Origin of the sequence: Pantanalinema sp., from assembly GCA_036704125.1 — a bacterium.
Lineage (GTDB): Bacteria > Cyanobacteriota > Sericytochromatia > S15B-MN24 > UBA4093 > JAGIBK01.
On record DATNQI010000090.1, the window covers coordinates 1 to 16,932 of the forward strand.

The window sequence follows — 16,932 nt, forward strand, 5'->3', positions numbered from 1 at the left end:
ATGCCGGAGTAGGCAGCATCGTACTTGTTGCCGGCGTTCCACATCAGCCAGCCGACGGCTTTCTCGTCGCGCGCCGCCTTGAGCTGGGTGGTGACGTAGGCGGGGCCGAAGCTCGAGACGCGCCAGGGGAAGGCCTGGAGCCAGGGGCGGATGGTCACGCCGGTCCCCTCGGTGAGCTTGGCGAGCTTGGAGACGCCCTTGCTCACGAAGTAGTAGGGCTGATCACCCGGCTTGCTGTACTTGTCGAAGCCGGGGCCGAAGTGGGAGGGATAGACCATGGGGCAGATGGCGTCGGTGTACTTCGCCAGGTCCTGCACGCGCTGGCCGGTGATCCGCTCGTCGATGCTCTGCTGCCAGGCGATCACGCCGTACACGTCGATGCTGACGAGCTTGCCCGCGCGCTGCATCTCGTCGTGGGCCTTCTTGAGGAAGCCCGTGATGACGGTGTGCTTGGGCGTCTTGGCGGGATCGAAGCCGTAGTTGATCTCCTTGATCTTGCCCTGAGCCGGATAGCGGATGTAGTCGAACTGGACCTCGTCCACTCCCTGAGCGACGAGCTCCTTGGCCAGGTCGAGGTTGTACTGCTGGACTGCGGGCAGGTAGGGATCCGACCACGCGGGCTTGCCCTTCTCGGGAAAGGCCTTGCCGGCGAAAGTCTTGAGCGCCAGATCGGGGCGCTTCTTGGCGAGGATGGGGTCGTGGAAGAGGCAGATGCGCCCCACGACGTGGATACCCTTGGAGTGCAGGTAGTCCACGCGCTTCTTGAGGTCGCGGATGGGGCCCTCGTTGGAGGCGCCGATCTCCTTGGCGAGCGGCACGTTCGACTTGTAGGAGACGATGCCGTCCTCGTCCTTGGCGTCGAAGACGACGGTGTTGCCGCCGGCCTTCTGCAGGCCGTCGATCAGCTTGTAGAAGCGATCGATCTGCATGGAGGTCGCGGTCATGTAGATGCCCCTGGCCTCGAAGTTCTTGGGCTTGACCGTCTGGGTGGCGTTCGCGGCCAGCGGCGTGGCGACCACGGAAGCGGCGACGAGCAGTGCGGCGAAGGCGGCGTGAATCTTGGGTTTCATCGGGCTCCTCTTCAAGAAGGGGGATGTGAGCTGGAACCAAAGCATCCCTTATACCGCATGGGGAACAGGGCTTCAAGCGTGTGGAGCGACCGTACCACAGGAAGATTGCATGAAGATGAAGTGGTTCCGAAAAACCTCTCGCCCCCCGAGGACGGGGGGCGAGAGGGGGCGTTGGGTTACTCGCCGTAGACGACCTGGGATGGCTTGCGGGTGAGGCGCCCGCCGCTGTGGGAGGTCGAGCGCGACCTGCGGCGCGAGGGCTCGCGGTTCGAGTCCTGCTTCTCCTCGCGCGGGACGCTCTTCTCGAGCATTCGCTTGCCGGCGCTGGTCTGGCTGAGCAGGGCGGCCACGAGGCGCTCGGCGTCGGTCTGACGGAGCAGCTCCTGGGCGATGGTCCGGTAGGCCTCCGCCTGGCCGTTCACTTCCCGGTAGATGGTCTCCACCGAGAAGCGCGGCCGGGCAGGCTCGATCGCTCGGCTCTCGACCCGGCTCTCGACCCGGCGCTCCGCCTCGCGAGCGGGGCGAGCGGGCTCGATCTCCTGGCGTACCGTCTGCCGCTCGCGAGGGGCCGCGGGCGCGAGCTCCTGGGCTCGGGGCTCGGGCGCAGGCCTGCGGGCGGGGGCCGCCTGAGCGGGCACCGCCGCCTCGGCCGCGGCCATCTGCTTGCGGGCGGTCTCGGTCAGGTCCTGCTGGATCTTGGTGAAGTTTCGCTCGTCCTCGGGGGTCACCAGGGTGATGCAGGTGCCCTTCTTCCCGGCGCGGCCGGTGCGGCCCGACCGGTGGACGTAGGTCTCGGTGTCCTGGGGGACCGAGATGTTGTAGACGTGGGTGATGCCGTTGATGTCGAGACCGCGGGCGGCCACGTCGGTGGCGACCAGGATGTTGATCTCGCCGCGCTTGAACTGGGCCAGGGTGGCCTCGCGCTGAGACTGGTCCATGTCCCCGTTGAGGTAGCCCGAGGGGATCCCGGCGGCGCGCAGCTTGCGCGAGACCTGGGTGGTCTCGCTCTTGCGCTTGCAGAAGACGATCCCGAGGTTCGGGGGCTCCTTGCGGATCAGGGTCGCCAGGGCCTGGACCCGGTTCGACTCCGTCACCTTGAGGAAGCGGTGGGTGATGTCCGTCGGGGTGGTGAGGCCCGAGCTCACCGCGATCTTCTCGATGTTGGTCATGTACTTGCGGGCGATCGCCTCGATGGCCTTGGCGAACGTCGCGGAGAAGAGCAGGGTGGTCCGGGGCTTGGGAAGGCTCGAAAGGATGAACTCGAGGTCGTCCTTGAAGCCCATGTCGAGCATCTCGTCGGCCTCGTCGAGGATGACGGTGGTGCACTTGGTGAGGTTCATGTTGCCGCGGGTCAGATGGTCCCGCAGGCGGCCGGGGGTCCCCACGATGATGGACGCCCAGGCCAGGTCGGTCATTTGCTTGTCCATCCGGGTGCCGCCGTAGATGGCGGCGACCAGGACGCCCAGGTGCCCGCCGACCTTGTTCAGCTCTTCGGCCACCTGGATGGCCAGCTCGCGGGTCGGGGTGATCACCAGCACCTGGGTGTTGGGGCTGGTGGGATCGAGGCGGGCGAGGACGGGGAGGCCGAAGGCGAGGGTCTTTCCGGAACCGGTCTTGGCCTGGACCACCAGGTCCTTGCCCTTCATGACTTCAGGGATCGCCGCTGCTTGAACCGGGGTCGCGTAGGTGAAGCCCATCTGGCTGAGGCCCCGGAGAATCTCAGGCGGCAGGCCGAGATCCTCGAAACGGATGTTGTCTGGCAAAAGTCGCTGCCACTCCTTTGTGTTGGCTCTGGTGAAGGCTTGAAACGGTCACCAGGGTGGGCATGGCGGGGAAAGGGGGCGCAAATGGCGCACGGCTCCTACTTCCCGATGCCATTACTATATCATGCTCCCCCACATCGGCGAAGCGGCGAGCATCGAGGGGTTCGGCCGAGCTATTCCTCGACGTCCATGATGACCCGCTGCTCGAGGATCGGGGAAAGGTGCTTGGCGAGGGCGTCGACGTGGGCGGGGTGAACCAGGTAGCGGCCCACGGCCTCCATGTCGTCGAAGCTCGCCGACAGGACGTAAGGGCACGTCGCGTCGCGGTCCGTCAGGTTGGGCCCGACGCTCAGGCTGCGAAGCTCGGGGATCTCGCCCAAGAGGGCGCGGAAGGCGGCGAGGAACTGGGTGATCTGGCTGGGAGTGGTGTCCGGCTTGAAGCGGAACCCGACGACGTGACGGATCATGAAGTGCCTCCACAGTAAGGGCCATTTTACGGATGCTACACGCTAGCACGGTTGCGTGAAGATGTGAAGTTTCGCAATCGACGCACAGTCCAGGCCCCGCATGCCCTATAATGAGAGTAGGAGTAGCAACGATGACCCTCGCAGCGCAAACGTGCCCCCCCATGACCTGTCTCAAGGAGGCCTCCGACAAGGCCTGGCTCGAGCTGGTGGTCCGTCACACGGACCTCCTCCTGGCGGATCACGCGCACTGCGAGAAGAAGGCTGCGGCCACGGCCATGAGCCTCATCGCCAAATACCCGAACGACCGGGCGCTCGTCACCAGCATGCTGCACCTCGCCCAGGAAGAACTCGAACACTTCGCCCGACTGTATGCCGTGCTCGTTGAGCGCGGCATTCCTCTTGGGAGGATCGACTCCGATCCCTACGTGAAGGAGCTTCTCAGGCTCAACCGCCCGCACGGTGTCGAGAATCTGGTCGATCGGCTACTCATCATGAGCCTGGTCGAGGCCCGTAGCTGCGAACGCTTCGTGCTGCTCGCCCAACACCTGCCCGATCTCGAGCTGCGATCGCTTTACCATTCGCTTTCGTTCTCGGAGGCCGGACACCATCAACTCTTCGTTTCCCTCGCCGGCCACCACCTTCCGAAGGCGGTGGTGGCACAACGGCTCGAGGAGCTGGCCGTGCAGGAGGCGGAGATTCTCCGTCGCTTGCCGATCAGCCCTCGCATGCACTGACCAACGCCCCCAGGAGGTGCGGATGAATCAACGAGCGCTCGCCAAATTCCAAGACGCCGGCGTCAAGGAGCAATACCTTGAGAAGTACGGAGACCCCCTCGAGGAGGTCTCCCCCCAGGATCTCATCGACCTGATGGAGAACCTGTGGCTCTCCCGTCGCGGCACGTACGCCACGCTGCGCGACTCCTTGACGCGGAAGGGAATGGACCCCTGGACCTGCCGCCAGGAGCTGGCTCAGGCCTACTTCCTTGCCATGTACGTCCGGGAGAACGACCTGGACGAGGAAGCCGACAAGAGCAAGATCGATGATGTCACCGACTTCATCGGCTGCCGGATCATGGACCAGATTCGCGAGTTCCAGGCCCGTGAGGCCGAGCAGGACAAGGGCGCTCGCGACAAGTTCGGCATCCGGATGCCCCGCGGCTACTAAACCCTGCCCCATCAAAAAGCGACAGGCCTCCCGTTTGCGGGAGGCCTGTCGCTTTCGATATCAGTCGGTGACCGCGATGGTCTCTTGGCGGGTGTCCTGGCGTTGCTTGTCGTCGGTGACCCGGACCGACACGGTGACGTAGGTGTCCTGGCCAAAGGCGCTGTCGGGGGCTCGCCACTGGGGGTGAGCCGCTCGAGGGTCCGAGATCATGCCCTGGGTCGTGCTCCAGTAATAGCTGAGCTTGGAGTCGTCTGGGCTCTGCGCCGTCACCAGCAGATCCACGATGCCGCCCCGCGAGACCCGGTTGGTCGAGACCTGGAGCGCCGTGATGCGCGGCCCCTTCGTCGGGTCGGCGGGCTGGTCGCCCGGCTGGGCGCACGCGACGAGCGCGATGCCCGCGATCGCGACAAGACACAAACGACGGATGACGGCCATCGTCTCCTCCTCTGAGATTGGGCACAGCCTTGCTAGCATCCTAACCGCTTCGACTGACCCTCGCAAGGTGATGAGGACGAAATAATCGCCCGCGCTGCGGGCTCGAGGGGATAAGCGGCCAGCCAGGGGGCGGTTCGACCTTCCGGTTCGAGCCGAGAGCCGATGACGGCTCTATCACCCACCAGTAGACATTGTGATGCGTGCGGCGCCAAAAAACACCTCAACCAGGGCCTCTTGGGCGTCGGTCACGTCAACTCAGATGTCTACTGGTGCGTCGTATAATATATCTTATGTAGACCTCGGTTGCCGTGCCCGCCGTTATGTAAGGTGCAGGCCACAGGCGATCGCCGGAGCTCAGCGGGATTTCAGGGGAAAAAGCACCGGTTTACCGGTACGGCATTATCCGACTTGTCGACCATGGTGCAGGCGCGTTCGCTCCGGATTCAGGAGTGAACGACCAAAAGATGCATTATGTAACTCAACGGGTGCGTTCGCTGCAGGTAATAATAGACCCGCCCGGAACTTTGCCATGGGTAACCGTAACAACATTATCCGACATAGCTCAAGGGTGATTCATTGACGAGCGGGGGTATGTTCATTATCAGGCAAGTCGCCACGAACGAGGAAGGCACCTTGAGCAAAATCAACTCTCTTCTGCTGGCTGGAGCGATCGCATCGATGCCTTTGCCGGCATTTGCCCAGCTTCCGCAGATCCCAGGCCTTCCCGCCGAGAGCCTCGGTGCTCTCGCCAGCGGGCAGGGGTTCACCACGAGCATCGAAATGACCGCCACCGGCAAGATGCCGGTATCGCGCATGACCCTCTATTATTCACCTCATCCGGAGCGGGTTCGCATGGAGCTACGCTTGCCCGATCTCGACCGCTCGATGAGCACCATCGCGCTCCTGGATGAGGGCGTCACCTATCAGGAGTTCGGATCCGGCACCTGGATGAGGATGCCCCTGCCCCGGGAAGCCCTGGACAAGATGCGCAGGGCCATGAAGCAAGCCAATTCGGAAGTGAAGCGCGAGATCCTGACGCCGACCACGATCGACGGTCGCCTGTGCGAAGTCACGCGTATCACCCAGGCGGGCGGGGGCCAAACTACGCTGTACAGCTCGAAAGGAATCCCCGTCAGGGTCGTCCAGCAGACTGCTCAAGGCAACGTCACCCTTCGGTTCGTGAACTTCCGGCAAGGCGAGCCGCAGAGCGGGATCTTCGCCCCGCCCCCGACTACATCGGTTCTTGATATGGGTGAAATGATGAAGGGCGAGCTCGGCGACTTGCTGGCGGAATAGGCCGACCCCTTCAGATCCTTGGGTTAACCATAACAACATTATCCGCCAGATCGACTTGCTCCGTGATGGATCGAAGTGGCCCCGAGCGATCGCTCGGGGCCACTTCGATTCTAGACCAGTGAGAGCTGCGGCTCGGGGTCGAGCCACTCGATGCGGTCCTCGCTCAGGAGTCCGCCCAGCGCCGCCTCCAGCTCGGGCGTGCGCTGAACCCAGAACGAGTCGCTCGCCACCACCTGCTGGCTCGTGTGATCGAAGTGGAAGATGACCGGGATGGCTCCCTTCTCCCCCTGGTGATTGCGCAGCAGCTGAGAGATGAGCACCAGCTGCTGGGGAGTCGCGAACTCCGACAGATGCAGGTGCAGGGACGGCATGGCGCCAAGGTTGAAGACCTGGCTGATGATCACCTGCTGCCGATCGTCCTGGTTGGAGTACTTGCCCTTGATGAGCAGCTTGGCATCGTCGTGCAAGAGGGCCGAGCAGGTCTCGTAGGTCTTGGGGAAGGCGACCACGTCGATCTGGTCGGTGAAGTCCTCCAGCTTCCCTGCGAGCATGAAGTCGCCGTTCTTGGTGATCATGCGGCGGGTCTGCATCAGCAAGCCCCCGATGACGACCTGCTTGCCGTCGCCCAGCGTGGGCAGCTGGGAGATGGTGTGGCTGGTGTGCCACTCGATCTTGACCGGCACCGTCTGGAGGGGGTGGCCCGAGACGTAGAAGCCGATGAGCTCCTTCTCCATGGCGAGCTGCTCTTCGGCTTCGAAGGCCGGGACGTCGGGCATGGTCGGGCTCTCGAGGGTCACGGCCGCCTCGTGCCCCCCGCCGAAGAGCGAGATCTGACCGACGGCGGCGTCGCGCTGCTTGCGGCTCGCGCGATCGACGGCGTCGTCGAGGGCCGCGAGGTACTGGGCCCGGTGGCCGCCCAGGGTGTCCAGGGCTCCGCAGCGGATGAGGCTTTCGATGCAGCGCTTGTTGACCTGCTTGAGATCGACCTCGGAGCAGAACTGGTAGAAATCGGTGAAGCGCTGCTCGGGCTGTCGGCTGCGCGCCTCGACGATGGCGTCGATGGCGCCGAAGCCCACGTTCTTGATGGCCCCCAGGCCGAAGCGGATCCCCTCGTCGGTGGGCGTGAAGTCCGCGCCGCTCGAGTTGACGTCCGGGGGCAGGACCGGGATGCCCATGCGTCGGCAGTCGTTGATGCACAGCAGGATCTTGTCCTGGGCGCCCAGGAGGCTGCTCATCAGAGCCGCCATGTACTCGGAGGGATAGTGGGCCTTGAGGTAGGCGGTGTGGTAGGTGACGACGGCGTAGGCGGCCGTGTGGGCGCGGTTGAAGCAGTACTCGGAGAACTTGGTCATCTTGTCGAAGAGGTCGTTCGCGACCTCGTCGGAGACGCCGTGCGTCTGAGTGCCCTGGAGGAAGATCTCGCGCTGCTTGTCCATCTCCTCCTTCTTCTTCTTGCCCATGGCGCGGCGAAGGAGGTCGGCCTGTCCCAGCGAGTAGCCCGCGAGCACCTGCGCGATCTGCATGATCTGCTCCTGGAACACCATGGTGCCGTAGGTGTCCTTGAGGATCGGGACGAGATCGGGGTGGGCGTACTCGACGGGCTTCTTGCCGTGCTTGCGGTCCACGTACTCGTCGACGTAGCCGCTCTGGAGCGGGCCGGGGCGATACAGCGCGAGGATCGCCGAGATGTCTTCGAAGTTGGTCGGCTGGAGGCGCTTGACCAGCTTGGTCATCCCCTCGGACTCGACCTGGAAGATGCCCACGGTGCCGCCTGCCTGCAGCAGCTCGTACACCTTGGGATCGGTGAAGTCCTGGGAGTTGAGGTCGTAATCGACCCCGTGGCGGGCCTTGATGTTGACCAGGGCCTTCGCGATCATCGTGAGGTTGCGAAGCCCCAGGAAGTCCATCTTGAGCAGGCCCATCATCTCGCAGTACTTGTACTCGTACTGGGTCGCGATGCCCTCCTCGTCGTCCTTCCCGACCCGCTGGAGCGGGACCGTCTCGGTGAGGGGATCGCGCGCGATGATGACGCCCGCCGCATGAAGGCTCGTGTTGCGGACGATGCCCTCGAGCTTCTTGCCGAGCTCGAGGATTTCCGCGACCTTGGGGTCCTTCTGGGACTCGGCGAAGAGCTCGGATCCGTCCTTGGAGGCGTCATCGAGGCTGATGCCGAGCTCCTCGGGGACCATCTTGGTCAGGCGGTTGGTGTCGTTGAAGTTGAGCTCGAGCACCCGCCCCACGTCCTTGATGGCGGCCTTGGCGCCGAGGGTGCCGAAGGTGACGATCTGCGCGACCTTGTCGCGGCCGTACTTCTGGGCCACGTACTCGATGACCTCGCCCCGGCGCTCGATGCAGAAGTCGATATCCATATCCGGCATGCTGACTCGCTCGGGGTTGAGGAAGCGCTCGAACAGCAGGAAGTACTTGACCGGGTCGATGTTGGTGATCTTGAGGCAGTAGGCGACGAGGCTGCCTGCCGCCGAGCCGCGTCCGGGCCCCACCTGGATGCCGCTGGTCTTGGCGAAGTTGATGAAGTCCCAGACGATGAGGAAGTAAGCCGAGAAGCCCATCTGCTGGATGATCTGGAGCTCGAAGCGCAGGCGCTCCTCCAGGTCGGGGGTGAGCGTCTCGTAGCGCTCCTTCAGGCCGTCCCAGGCGAGCTTGGTGAGGAAGGTGTCGACGTCGTGGCCCTGCGGCACGTCGTAGCGTGGCAGGAGCGATCGCCCGAAGTCCAGGATCAGGTTGCACTTCTGGGCGATCTCGAGGGTATGGTGGAGCGCCTGGGGCATGTCGTGGAAGACCTGGGCCATCTCCTGGGCGGTCTTGAGGTAGAAGTCGGGACCGTAGTGCATCTTGCGGGTCGGGTCGAGCAGGCTCTTGCCGGTCTGGATGCAGAGCAGCGCCTCGTGCGAGCGCTGGTCGCCCGGGTTGGTGTAGTGGCTGTCGTTGGTGCCCGCGATCTTGATGCCGGTGCGATCCGAGAGCTCGAGCAGGGCCTTGTTGACCCGCTGCTGCTCGGCCAGGCCGTGGTTCTGGACCTCGAGATAGAAGTCGTCGCCGAAGGTCTGCTGGTACCAGCGCGCGCTGGCCTCGGCCTCCTCGAAGCGCCCGTGCATGATGTGCTGCGGGATCTCGCCGCCAAGGCAGGCCGTGAGGGCGATCAGGCCCTCGGAGTGCGCGGCGAGGGCATCCTTGTCGATGCGCGGCTTGTGGTAGAAGCCCTCGAGGTGGCCCAGCGAGTTGAGCTTGACCAGGTTCTTGTAGCCGGTGCGGTTCTTGGCGAGCAGGACCAGGTGGCCGTAGTTCTTGCCGCCGGAGCGGTTCGGAGTCTTGTCGAAGCGCGATCCGGGGGCGATGTAGGCCTCCATGCCGATCAGGGGCTTGATGCCGGCCTCCTTGGCCTTGCGGTAGAACTCGATCGCCCCGTACATGACGCCGTGGTCCGTGAGCGCAAGCGCGGGCATCTCGTACTTCGCCGCGCGCTTGACCAACTCGCCGATGCGGCTGGCGCCGTCCAGCAGGGAATACTCGGAGTGGACGTGGCAGTGGACGAACTTTGCTGGCATCAATCGGACCCTTTCGAACTGAAGGCTTTCATCTTAGCACAGCCAAGGGGGTGGATCGCCCGTGTTGACGTGGGTTTTCAGCGCATGCGCCGGCTACGCCGCTCCCCTCTCGCACGCGCTATTTTAAAACATTTGTTCGAATGAGAGGCAAGAGGCAGATCGTCCGATCGATCCCCCGACTCACCAGTGGAGCTTCTGACAGGCCTCGTAGTCTCTGGCTTCGACCTGGACCGTGGCATGGTCGATGTCGAAGCGCTCGTGGAGCAGCCGCCTCAGCTCGGCGAGCACCTCCATGCTGCGCTGGAGCTCGTCGATGACGATGTGGCACGTCAGGGAGACCATCCCCGAGGTCACCGTCCAGATGTGCAGGTCGTGCGAGGCGACCACCCCGTCGATCCGCTCGATCGTGTGGACCACCTCGGCGGGATCGATGTGCAGCGGGGTGCTCTGGAGCAGGATGTCCACCGAACTGGTGACCAGGCCCCAGGCGCTGCGCAACACCAGCAGGCCCACCAGCCCCGAGATGAGGGGATCCGCCAGGTACCAGCCGAAACGCCACATCAGGAGGCCCGCGGCGATCGCGCCGACCGAGCCCAGCGCGTCCCCGATGACGTGCGCGAGCGCCCCCTTGACGTTGAGGTTCTCCTTGGCGGACTTCATGAGGATCCACGCCCCGACCAGGTTGACCAGCAGGCCGCCCGACGCGATCCCCATCATGGGCAAGGCATTGACGAGCGGAGGATGAGCCACCCGCGTCACCATCTCGTAAAGGATCCCGCCCGCGACGACGATGAGCAGCGCCCCGTTCATCAGCGCGGCGAGAATCTCGAGGCGGTAGTACCCGAAGGAGCGCTTGGGCGTCGGGGGCCGGCTCGCGAACCACATGGCCCCGAAGCTCAGCGCCAGCGCCGCCACGTCGGTGAACATGTGGCCCGCGTCCGCGAGCAGCGCCAGGCTGTTCGTCAGGTAGCCCCCGACAACCTCGACGACAAGATAGCCCAGGGAGAGGACCATGACCACCAGCAGGGCCTGCTTCGAGGCTTCGCGGTGATGGTGGTGGTCGTGGCCATGCCCGTGCCCATCGCACGCGCCGGCGTCGCGCGCGATGGGCGGCTGAGGAAGCGTATGATCGTGATCCTTCATCGGGTGCTCCGTTCTCCGCGCCCCTTGTCACGATCGCACAACGGGCAAATCGGCCTCAATGTTCCCTGGTTAAACAATAACCGCATTAAATAATTACTGCGTTAACAATCTAGCTGCCGACGCTGAAACCCTTCGAGATGTCGATCGTCGGCTTGTACTCCCCCTGGCTGATCATCGGCTGGCCATCCCGGAGCACGCCGCCATCGAGCAGGTCGCCGATGAAGAGGGTGTGATCCCCCGTGTCGAGGGCCGACGAGACGCGGCATTCGAGAAAGGCGAGCGCACCGCGAAGGATCGGGGCCCCGCTCGAGACGCCCTGATCGTATTCTACCCCGGCGAACTGGCTCGCTCCCGCCGGCGGAGGGGCCGTGAAGCACTCCTCGAGCCCCCCTTGCGCGCGCTCCAGCAGGTTCACGGCGAAGAAGCCGCTCTCTTTGATCAGGTCGTGGACCGGGTGCTGCCGCCGGACCGCGACGGAGATGCGCGGCGGATGCTGGCTCGCCGTCGCGATGGTGGCCACGACGATTCCCATTGAACGCCCGTCGTGATGGGCCGTCAGCACGGCGACGCTCGAGACGACGGCATCCAGGGCCTTGTCTGCCCGGTCGAGGCGCGCGGCCTCGCCGATCTCCTTGACGATGTCGACGTACTCGAGGATCCCCCCTCGCTGCGGCATCTCGGCCGAAAACTCGAGCGCCTGCTCGCTGAAAGAGCCGGTCTTCGCCTTGCGATGCTCCGCCATGGTCCCCTCCTTGAATCAAGCCTCACCCGGCGCCATCTTAGGCGCTGAAAACGCTTCGATACAATGCTTGCAGGTTCCTTAGCGGGGCGATAGGTAACGTGATTCTTATTTAACCACTGCAAGCATTGACCAGGAGACTTGGCTGCCGGGTATGATGCCCGGAGTATCGTTCCAGAGAAGGCGCAGCCGTCCATGCCCATCGATTCCTCAGCGCTCGTCGAGGCCCTCGTCAACGCGGGCACCATCTCCACAGCCGATCGCGATCGCGCCGCCGAGGCGCTGCGCGAGCGCGAGACGCTGCTGAACGCGCTGCTGCGCGTGAGCCCCCTGCGCTTCGCGGACCTCGTCACCCTTCACTTCGGTCCGAACGGCTTGCCCAGCCATGGCGAACGCTCCTTGAACGATCGCCTCGGCGCTCGCTTGATCGCAGCCAAGGCGCTCACCCAGTTCCAGCTCAAGCAAGCGCTAATGGCCCAGGTGCACCAGCCTCAGCCCCTGGGACGCCTGCTGCAGGAAGGGCATGGCGTCTCGGCATCTGCCATCCAGGCGGCCCTCGGCAGCCAGGAAGTTCTCAAGCCGCGCCTTTCCGACGCCGATCAGCTCGGGCCTCTCTTGATCCGGTGGGGCATCCTCAGCCCCGAGCAGTGGCGCGCCGTGCTTGCCGCCGGTCGCAACCCGGCGCAGACCCTCCTGGCGCAGCACCTGTGCAACAAAGAGCACCTTCAGCGCGCCCACCTCTACCTTCAGGAGAAGCGAGCGCTCTTTCTGCGTCGCCGTCACAGGCTCGGGGAGGTCCTGGTCGCGACGCGAGTGCTGGATCGCGAGACGCTCGCAAAAGCGCTTGCATGCCAGGTCGATCAACCCTTCATGCTGGGCGAGCTGCTCGTCATGCAGCGCTACTGCAGCCCCGAGGCGGTCCTCGAAGGCCTCGCCGAGCAGCAGCGCCGCTACGACGCCGACGCCGAGGCACTCCTTCCCCCTTTGACGCCGGTGCTGCCGCCCGAGCTCCCGGCCCCCGAGCCCGAACCGGAGGAGGCGCCGAGGCCCGATCGCCGGCGTGCGATCGCCCTCGCGCTCGCCGTCACCGTCATCATCGGATCGGCGACCTGGTACGGCATGCGCTTCCAGAAGGGCGATTTCGGATGGCTCGGGATGTTCGCTCGCCCCGGGCAAGCCGGAAAATCTCCGGGCCGCTCGGCACCGGGCGACGTCCTGAGCGGTAGCGCGAGCGCCCCGCAGGACCAGGGGCCGGCGTCGCGCTACGACGACCTGAGCATCCCGGGCGCCGAGGCGACGCTCCAGGGGAGTTCCGCCAGCCTGCTCGCCGACCTGGGCCTGCGCGACGATCCCTTCGCGAAGGACGGCGCACCCAGCACCCCCAACACGATGCCCCCCATGAGCGAGCTTCCTAGCCAGGGAGTTCGTGGCGAAGGGGTCTTCGCTGCGCCCGAGGGGGCTGGCCCCCCCCGGGCCACCCAGGCCAATCCGATGAGCGGTCCGGCAGGCGCCCCCAGTAGCCGCTACCCGATGAGCCACGACCCCGTCCCCGCCCCGCAGCCAGCTGGGCAGGGCGTGAGCGCCCCGTCCCCGTTCTCCTCGTCGCAGCCCAGCTTGAACGCGCGCCTCACCCTGGATCCCATGCGCGGCCGAGAGGGCGACGCCGCGTTCACTCCTCCCGCCAACGTCCCCCCGCCGCCGGTAGAGCCTTCGCGAAGGAAGCTGACCACCGCCCCCAGCGACCTCGACGAGCGAACCATCAACCGCTCCGGGGCCGTGTTCCACTATCGGCTGGGGCAGGCCAACTTCGCCCAGGGCAGGACCGCTGCAGCACGCCAGGAGTTCCTGGCCGCCCTCGCGACGGACCCCGACAACCCGCTGCCGCTTTACTACCTGGGGCGCCTCGAGGAAGCCGCCGGCCGAGGTGCCGAGGCGCGAAAGGCCTACGAGCGATACCTCGCCCGCCTCCCGAACGGTGAATTTCGCGCAGAGGTGGCGATCCGGATCCAGCGCCTGAAAAACTAATACGGATGAAGAACGGGTAAAAACCTGGCTAAAAGGGCTTTTTTCCCATGCCTGATTCGTGCTAGAATGACGGCTCATGTCGGCGCAGTCCCGAAGGATTGCAATGATGGCCGACGAGAAGGAGGTGAATATCGTGGCTAAGCGAATCAAATCCGGCATCAAGCGTGTGGAGATCGCCGAGCGCAATCGCATGCGCAACGTGGCGGTCAAGTCGGCGGTCAAGACGCGTTTCAAGCGCGTTCACGAGGCGATGAACAATGCCGAAGACCAGGCTCGCACCTCTGAGCTTCTCAAGGTGGCGATCAGCACGATCGATCGTGCGGCTCGCAAGGGGATCATCCATCCCAACACCGCCGCTCGCCGCAAGTCGCGGTTGGTCAAGGCCCTCAACGCCAAGACCGTCTAAACTCCGCGCGAAGCTTTCGACGAACTGAAAAGAACCTGCGTCCTCTCAGGCAGGTTCTTTTTTGTTGTCCGGGCAACCCAGACTTAATGTAATCTTAGAGCAACTTTCAGCTGCGCTTTACCGGCTTCTTGGCCGCGCCCCCGATAACCCTCTCAACAGACGTGTTAGTAAACCGTCACCAAGGAGGCAGGGATGAAGTACAATCAAATCGCGCTGGCGCTGCTGGTCGCAATCGGTCTGACGGGCTGCGGCATGCCCAGCACGGGCACCACCGCTCGCTCCATCGCCGCGAGCTCGCCGAGCGCCGACATCTCCCGCGCCGAGTCGGTCCAGCTCCAGTCGCTCAACGACAACGGCGAGCTCGACGAGCTCGACGACGAGGCCCTCCAGGAGCTCGACGCCGAGGAAGTCGGCGAGGTCCAGGCAAGCGGCCTCTTCTCGCGCGGTTCGAGCAAGATCGGCTACGTTCGCTCGACCGAGGACGGCAAGTTCTACCTTCAGACCAAGCAAGGTATCTGGAAGAAGAAGGACATCAGCATCCCGCTGGTCACCGCGACGGACACCGTCTCCCTCAAGCTCTCGAAGTACCTGAACGCCAAGGTCCTGGTCCGCGGCGCCACCGCCAGCGGTACCATGACGGTCAAGAAGGCTTACCGCGTGCCTGACCTCTCGATCGTGATCGACCTGCTTCGCACCGGCACCGTCAGCGGCAAGCTCTACAACGCCAAGACCCTGGTCGCTCTCGAGGACGCGGCGGTCACCGTCCGCTCGGTCAACACCGGCAACATCTACCGCGCCACCACCTCGTCGAGCGGCAAGTACCGCGTCGGTCGACTGACCGCCGGCGACTACACCGTCGAAGCGACCCTCGGCGGCTTCAGCAAGGGCGTGCTCGCCAAGGTGACCATCGCCAAGCGCAAGACCACTTCGGCCAACCTTCCCCTCGCCCCGATCGAAACGGCCTTCTAACCGGCGAATCCCTTCCTTCCGCACCGCGGGCGGCCTGAACTTCAGGCCGCCCGCGGTGTTTTCGTGGCAGTGAGATCCGAAAGAAGGGGCTACAGGCGCGAGAGCTGAACGAGGAGCTTCTCCAGTTGAAGGGCCTCCAGGCCGCGGCCGGAGCCGGTCTTGAGGGCCACGTCGGCCTCGAGGAGCAGGGCGAGCGCCCCCCGCAGCTGGCCTGACGACCAGGCCCGGCACTGATCCAGGTCCTTCTTGATCTTGTAGCTGGACTTGGCGCCGAGGGCCTGGGCGATCGCGTCCGCGTTCATGCCGCGCTCGGCGAGCAGCTTGGCGCTCAGCCAGCCGCGCATCATGGTGGCCATGGTGGCGAGCAGCTTGAGGGCGGCCTCGGTGACCAGGAGCTTGCGCAGGCGCGCGATCGCAGCGACCGGCTTGCGATCGGCGATGGCCTGAAGCATCGCGAACACGTCGGTCTCGCCGGGCGGCGAGAGAAGCTGCACCATCTCGAGCGAGATGGGGGCGCCCGCGGCATAGGTGGCGAGCTTGGAGAGCTCGCTTCGCAGGCGCCAGCGATCGCTCCCCAGCGCCGAGACCAGGGCCTGGGCAACGTCGTTCCCCAGCTTGACCCCGTCGGTGCGCGCCTCGTTCATCAGCCACTCGATGGCGGGCCGGTCGTCCCAGCTCTTGCCCAGGGAGAACTCACGCACCTCGGCCTTGGCCACGATCGCCTTGGTCTGCGAGAGGCGCTTGTCGATCCCGCGCGGCACCGAGAGGACGAGGTGGCAGCCCGGGGGGAGGCCCCGCTCGACGGCTTCGGCCAGGACCTCGACCTCGTCGTCGCCCGTGAACTTGCCCGCCGAGAAGTAGGGGCAGTCCCGGACGATCACGAGGCGCCCGCCGGGCCCGAAGGGCATGGTCCCCGCCGCCGCCACGGCCTGGCTCGGGGCGGTGTAAGGGCCTTCGAGCAGGTTGAGGTTGAGCGAGGCGAAAGCAGGATCGACGATCCGCGCGATGAGGTCCTCTTCGGCGGCCTTGAGGGCGTAGGTGTCGTCCCCCCACAGGAGGACGACGGGGCTGGGCGAGGCCATGACCCTAGGGCCGCGCCCCGAAGCGGCGATCGCGCGACTGGAAGTCCAGCAGGGCCAGTCGGAAATCATCGCGGCGGAAGTCGGGCCAGAGGGTGTCGGTGATGTAGATCTCGGTGTAAGCCAGCTGCCACAGCAGGTAGTTGCTGATCCGGTACTCGCCGCTGGTGCGGATCAAGAGGTCGGGATCGGGCTGGCCCGCGGTGTAGAAGAAGCCGGAAAGCCGCGCCTCGTCGAGCGCGTCGGCGTCGATCTGGCCGGCCTTGGCCGCGCGCGACACCGCCTTGACCACCTCGAGGATCTCTCGGCGGCCGCCGTAGTTCATGGCGATGTTCAGCGTCAGCTTGGCGTTGGATCCGGTGCGCGACTCGGCCTGCTGGATCGAGGCGCGGATCTTGGGGTTCAGCTCGTCGATCTCGCCGATGAAGCGCATCCGGACGCCGTACTCGTCGAGCCCCTCGACCTCCTTGAGCAGGGACTCCTCGAACAGGGCCCAGAGGTAGCCGACCTCGTCCGAGGACCGGTTCCAGTTCTCGGTGGAGAAGGCATAGACGCTCAGGTAGCTGATGCCGAGGTCGAGGCACGCCTTGACGAGCTCGCGCAGCGTCTCGACCCCCGCCTTGTGGCCGTGCTTGCCGGGCAGCAGACGATTGAGAGCCCAGCGACGGTTCCCGTCCATGATCACGGCGACGTGCTGCGGGAGACGCTTGGGGTCGAGCCCCTCCCATGCCTTCGCCGGATCGATCTTGCTTGCTTTGGATGACATCGTGTTTCCGTCCTCTTGGGGAACCATGCGGCAGATTGGTGGTG

The 16,932-nt window shown here is 65.0% G+C and carries 15 protein-coding genes; 6 read left to right on the top strand and 9 right to left on the bottom strand.

Annotated features, from left to right (window positions below):
- From V6D00_14165 to V6D00_14175, 3 genes are all read right to left on the bottom strand, one after another.
- On the bottom strand, nt 1–1,070 hold a 1,070-nt coding region (locus V6D00_14165), incomplete at its 3' end, for a putative glycoside hydrolase (protein HEY9900315.1).
- 176 nt (nt 1,071–1,246) lie between these two features.
- The gene (locus V6D00_14170) at nt 1,247–2,833 is read right to left on the bottom strand and encodes a DEAD/DEAH box helicase (GenBank protein HEY9900316.1); all 1,587 of its coding nucleotides are present in this window, start codon (nt 2,831–2,833) and stop codon (nt 1,247–1,249) included.
- Nucleotides 2,834–3,006: 173 nt separating this feature from the next.
- Nucleotides 3,007–3,300, bottom strand: a complete 294-nt coding sequence (locus V6D00_14175) for a Dabb family protein (GenBank protein HEY9900317.1) — start codon at nt 3,298–3,300, stop codon at nt 3,007–3,009.
- Between the two features lie 161 nt (nt 3,301–3,461).
- Here V6D00_14175 and V6D00_14180 point away from each other — a divergent pair, with 161 nt between their 5' ends.
- Together V6D00_14180 and V6D00_14185 are read left to right on the top strand one after the other, a co-directional pair.
- Entirely contained in the window at nt 3,462–4,034 is a 573-nt protein-coding gene (locus V6D00_14180; GenBank protein ID HEY9900318.1) for a tRNA-(ms[2]io[6]A)-hydroxylase, read from the top strand.
- A gap of 22 nt (nt 4,035–4,056) precedes the next feature.
- Nucleotides 4,057–4,464, top strand: coding sequence for a hypothetical protein (locus V6D00_14185; GenBank protein HEY9900319.1), 408 nt, complete (start codon nt 4,057–4,059; stop codon nt 4,462–4,464).
- A 60-nt stretch (nt 4,465–4,524) separates the two neighbouring features.
- Here the strand turns inward: V6D00_14185 and V6D00_14190 are convergent, their stop codons facing one another.
- Nucleotides 4,525–4,899 (bottom strand): hypothetical protein, encoded by a 375-nt coding sequence (locus V6D00_14190; protein HEY9900320.1) that lies wholly within the window; start codon nt 4,897–4,899, stop codon nt 4,525–4,527.
- 633 nt (nt 4,900–5,532) lie between these two features.
- Between V6D00_14190 and V6D00_14195 the strand changes: the two genes are divergently transcribed.
- Nucleotides 5,533–6,195, top strand: a complete 663-nt coding sequence (locus V6D00_14195; GenBank protein HEY9900321.1) for a hypothetical protein — start codon at nt 5,533–5,535, stop codon at nt 6,193–6,195.
- A gap of 110 nt (nt 6,196–6,305) precedes the next feature.
- Here V6D00_14195 and V6D00_14200 read toward each other — a convergent pair whose 3' ends face one another.
- The 3 genes from V6D00_14200 to V6D00_14210 all read right to left on the bottom strand — a co-directional run bounded on the left by V6D00_14200 (nt 6,306) and on the right by V6D00_14210 (nt 11,646).
- Complete coding sequence (locus tag V6D00_14200) at nt 6,306–9,761, bottom strand: DNA polymerase III subunit alpha (protein ID HEY9900322.1); 3,456 nt, start codon at nt 9,759–9,761, stop codon at nt 6,306–6,308.
- Between the two features lie 180 nt (nt 9,762–9,941).
- The gene (locus V6D00_14205) at nt 9,942–10,904 is read right to left on the bottom strand and encodes a cation diffusion facilitator family transporter (protein HEY9900323.1); all 963 of its coding nucleotides are present in this window, start codon (nt 10,902–10,904) and stop codon (nt 9,942–9,944) included.
- 109 nt (nt 10,905–11,013) lie between these two features.
- Nucleotides 11,014–11,646, bottom strand: a complete 633-nt coding sequence (locus V6D00_14210; protein ID HEY9900324.1) for a flavin reductase family protein — start codon at nt 11,644–11,646, stop codon at nt 11,014–11,016.
- Between the two features lie 192 nt (nt 11,647–11,838).
- On the opposite strand from V6D00_14210, the gene V6D00_14215 reads away from it, so the two are divergent.
- The 3 genes from V6D00_14215 (at nt 11,839) to V6D00_14225 (ending at nt 15,043) form a co-directional block, all read left to right on the top strand.
- Complete coding sequence (locus V6D00_14215; protein ID HEY9900325.1) at nt 11,839–13,668, top strand: tetratricopeptide repeat protein; 1,830 nt, start codon at nt 11,839–11,841, stop codon at nt 13,666–13,668.
- A 106-nt stretch (nt 13,669–13,774) separates the two neighbouring features.
- Entirely contained in the window at nt 13,775–14,074 is a 300-nt protein-coding gene (gene rpsT, locus V6D00_14220) for a 30S ribosomal protein S20 (GenBank protein HEY9900326.1), read from the top strand.
- A 192-nt stretch (nt 14,075–14,266) separates the two neighbouring features.
- Nucleotides 14,267–15,043, top strand: coding sequence for a carboxypeptidase-like regulatory domain-containing protein (locus tag V6D00_14225; protein ID HEY9900327.1), 777 nt, complete (start codon nt 14,267–14,269; stop codon nt 15,041–15,043).
- An 89-nt stretch (nt 15,044–15,132) separates the two neighbouring features.
- Here V6D00_14225 and holA read toward each other — a convergent pair whose 3' ends face one another.
- Together holA and uppS are read right to left on the bottom strand one after the other, a co-directional pair.
- On the bottom strand, nt 15,133–16,125 hold the full coding sequence (gene holA, locus V6D00_14230; protein HEY9900328.1) for a DNA polymerase III subunit delta: 993 nt from the start codon (nt 16,123–16,125) through the stop codon (nt 15,133–15,135).
- Between the two features lie 4 nt (nt 16,126–16,129).
- A complete protein-coding gene (gene uppS, locus V6D00_14235; protein ID HEY9900329.1) occupies nt 16,130–16,888 on the bottom strand; it encodes a polyprenyl diphosphate synthase in 759 nt (252 codons plus the stop codon).
- Nucleotides 16,889–16,932 lie beyond the last annotated feature (44 nt).